The organism is Candidatus Zixiibacteriota bacterium (assembly GCA_022865345.1).
GTDB lineage: Bacteria > Zixibacteria > MSB-5A5 > MSB-5A5 > RBG-16-43-9 > RBG-16-43-9.
In genome coordinates, this window is record JALHSU010000177.1 from 1 (window position 1) to 3,474 (window position 3,474).

The following is a 3,474-nucleotide window of genomic DNA, read 5'->3' on the forward strand; positions in this document are numbered from 1 at the left end:
GCTTTGAGGCTCTCGACAATTTTCATTCCATATAAGATAAAATCACCAAAAAGGAATTTTCAGGGATGCGGAGATTGCCAGGCATGCATGCAGGTATGTCCTTTTCTAAAAGGTCAGCAAGATTACAGACAGGGATGTCTGCTGCGACTTAAAAACATAGGACTGGAAAATGAGGTGTGCGGTATCTGTATCCGGGTTTGCTGGGAAAAGTTAAAAAAGAGTAAGATGTGAGATAAGAGACGTAAGACGAAAAAATAATGCATGATAAGTATGGTAGGTCAGACATTCCTGTCTGACCATGAGAAACAGACAAGAATGTCTGTTTTACCGATTTAGTGCAGTTTTAGCATGTACGTCGGGTCCCCTGACCCGACGGCGGGTGTTCGTTTGGATTTTCAGCCGGGTTAAAATTTTTCAAAAAACACTTCGTCAATTTGATTGACTTTTAAGAATCTTTATATTATATAAAATCTTTAAAATTGAACTCATAAAAGAAAGCTAGTTCAGTTTTTTTATTTTCAGGAGGCAGAGTTGTTCAGAAGTATAAATCAGGTTTTGATTTTTGCCAGGCAGAAGAAGATCGAGATGATTGACCTGAAATACAGCGATCTTTTCGGCAGGTGGCATCATCTCTCCCTGCCGGCAGGACAGTTGAACCAGAAGATGTTCAAAACCGGAGTGCCTTATGACGGGTCCAGTACTCCCGGTTTCAAATCACTGGAATCCGGGGATATGGCTTTGCTGCCGGATATTTCCACAGCCCAGCTCGATCCTTTCTGGGAAGTTCCGACTTTGAGTTTCATCTGCAGCTCGGCTGAAGCAGATAGCTTGAGTTTATTTCCCAGGGAGCCCAGACTTATTGTGCAAAAGGCTGAAAAATATCTTCTGAAGAGCGGGATTGCAGACAAGAGTTTATGGGGACCGGAATTCGAGTTCTACATCTTCGACAGCGTGAGTTACAAGAACGACATCAATATGTCTTCCTACATCATCGATTCAAGTGAGGCAGACTGGAACTCAGGCTTGATGGTGGGTAAGAATTTGGGACATAAAATCCCTCCGCGTAGCGGATATGAGGCTATCCCACCTTTAGACGATCTTTTCAATATTCGTTCAGAGATGGTAAAGCTGATTGAGGAGAGCGGGATAAAAATAAGGTATCATCATCACGAGGTTGGTGGTCCGGGGCAATCGGAGATAGAGATTATCTCGGTGGAGCTTTCCACAATCGGGGATACGAGCATGTGGATCAAATATCTGATAAAGATGGTTGCAAAAAAGCACAACCACACAGTCACCTTTATGCCCAAGCCCCTGTACAATGAAGCCGGGAACGGAATGCATTTTCACCAGAATCTTTTTAAGAAGGGGAAACCTTTATTCTATGACAAAAAGGGATATGGGGGGCTGAGCAAACTGGCTTTGTATTATATCGGCGGGCTGTTGACCCACGGTTCGGCTCTTTTAGCTTTCACCAACCCCAGCACCAATTCTTATAAAAGACTGGTTCCTGGTTTTGAAGCTCCGGTAAAACTATTTTTCTCCTTAGCTAATCGCAGCGCAGCAATCCGGATTCCTAAATATGCTTACAATGACCCTCTGGAAAAAAGGGTGGAATTCCGCCCTGCAGATGCCTCGTGCAACATCTATTTAGCAGTAGTTGCCCAGCTTTTAGCTGGACTGGATGGTATAAAAAAGAAAATCGACCCGATGAAAGCTGGTTTTGGTCCCATTGACAAGAATGTTTTTCTTCTGCCTGCAGAGGAAAAAGTCAGGATAAAGAGCTTGCCATCATCTTTAAAAGAAGCCTTAGATGCGCTGGAGAAGGATTGCGATTTCCTGCTCTCCGGAGGAATTTTCACCGAAGACCTTCTGGAGGCCTGGATAGATTACAAATTGAATCGGGAATATAATGAGGTCAGGAACAGGCCTCATCCTTTTGAGATTAGCTTATACTATGATGTCTAAATCTAAAAAATCAAAGGGAGCTGAATTGAATACTCTCAAGCAGGGTCAGATAGACTGACCCGAAGAAAGAAGTCTCAGGAAAAACCAGGAAAATTCAGAATTCGTTCAGTCAGAGGCGGGACTGCGTAATTACGGTAGGATGAGTAACCCGCCGAACAAAAATCATTAAGACTTTCAGCTCAAACTTTAGGAAAAGGAGGAAAATAAATTGAAATCCAAAAAAGAAGTCCTGGAGTTGATCAAGGAAAACAACGTCAACTATATCCGGCTGTGGTTCTCGGACATCTTGGGAGCCTTAAAGGGGATGTCGGTTACTGCCAGGGAGATGGAGCAGATCCTGGATGAGGGACAGGGTTTTGACGGCTCTTCAGTCGAGGGATTTGTCAGGATTGAGGAAAGCGATCTGGTGGCTATGCCGGACCCCCAGACTTTCAGGATATTACCCTGGTCAGTCAATGATGAGAAAGTAGGCCTGATGATCTGCGATGTCCTGAATCCGGATGGCTCCCCTTTTGCCGGCGATAGTCGCTATGCTCTGAAAAAGGTTTTAGAAAAGATAAGAAAAAAAGGGTGGACCTTCTATTGCGGTCCTGAAATAGAATATTTCTATTTCCCCTCCAAGGATAAGCCGGAGCCGATTGACGATGGCGGTTATTTTGATTACAGCACAGTAAGTCCTGGAACTAAGATGAGGAAAGCGGCTGCAACTGCTCTGGAGAAGATGGGGATTCAGGTTGAATGCACTCATCATGAGGTTGCGCCTTCCCAGCACGAGATAGATTTGAGGTATCAGGAAGCTTTGATTATGGCTGATTTCGTGATGTTCTATCGTCTGACCGTCAAGGAGCTTGCCTTAAGGGAAGGTTATTATGCGACCTTTATGCCCAAACCTTTGTTCGGGCAGAACGGCTCAGGGATGCATACTCACCAGTCAATATTTGACGGGGAGAGGAACATCTTCTTTGACCCGAATGAGAAGAAGTACCATCTCTCCACTATGGCAAAGCAATATATTGCCGGAATCTTCAAACATATCCAGGAGATCACCTTGGTTTTGAGCCAGTGGGTCAACTCTTACAAAAGACTTGTGCCCGGATATGAGGCACCAGTCTATATCTCCTGGGGAACCCGCAACCGCTCAGCCTTAGTGAGGATACCCGAATATAAACCCGGCAAGGAGAAAGCCACCCGGATCGAAGTCCGCTCGCCTGACCCGACCTGCAATCCCTATTTAGCCTTTGCCTTGATGCTTGCCTCCGGCTTGAAAGGGGTGGAGGAAAAATTAGAGCTTCTTCCACCAGTGGAAAAAGACATCTTCCATCTGTCAGAGGAAGAAAGGGAAAAGCTGCATATCGGGTGTTTGCCAGGAAGCCTGGAAGAGGCGATCTGTCTATTCGAAAAAAGCAAGCTGGCAAAGGAGACCCTGGGCGATCATATCTTCGAGTCTTTGATCGCTAACAAGAAGATGGAATGGGATGCTTACCGGATTCACGTGAGCAAGTACGA

3 protein-coding genes are annotated in these 3,474 nt (G+C 45.1%); all 3 read left to right on the forward strand.

Translation table 11 applies throughout. The annotated features are described in order from the left end of the window. On the forward strand, nucleotides 1-231 hold a 231-nt coding region (locus MUP17_08585), incomplete at its 5' end, for a hypothetical protein (protein MCJ7459033.1). A 300-nt stretch (nucleotides 232-531) separates the two neighbouring features. Next, a complete protein-coding gene (glnA, locus tag MUP17_08590) occupies nucleotides 532-1,968 on the forward strand; it encodes a type I glutamate--ammonia ligase (protein MCJ7459034.1) in 1,437 nt (478 codons plus the stop codon). A gap of 208 nt (nucleotides 1,969-2,176) precedes the next feature. Further along, nucleotides 2,177-3,474: glutamine synthetase family protein (locus MUP17_08595; GenBank protein ID MCJ7459035.1), on the forward strand; the 1,298-nt coding region annotated here is incomplete at its 3' end.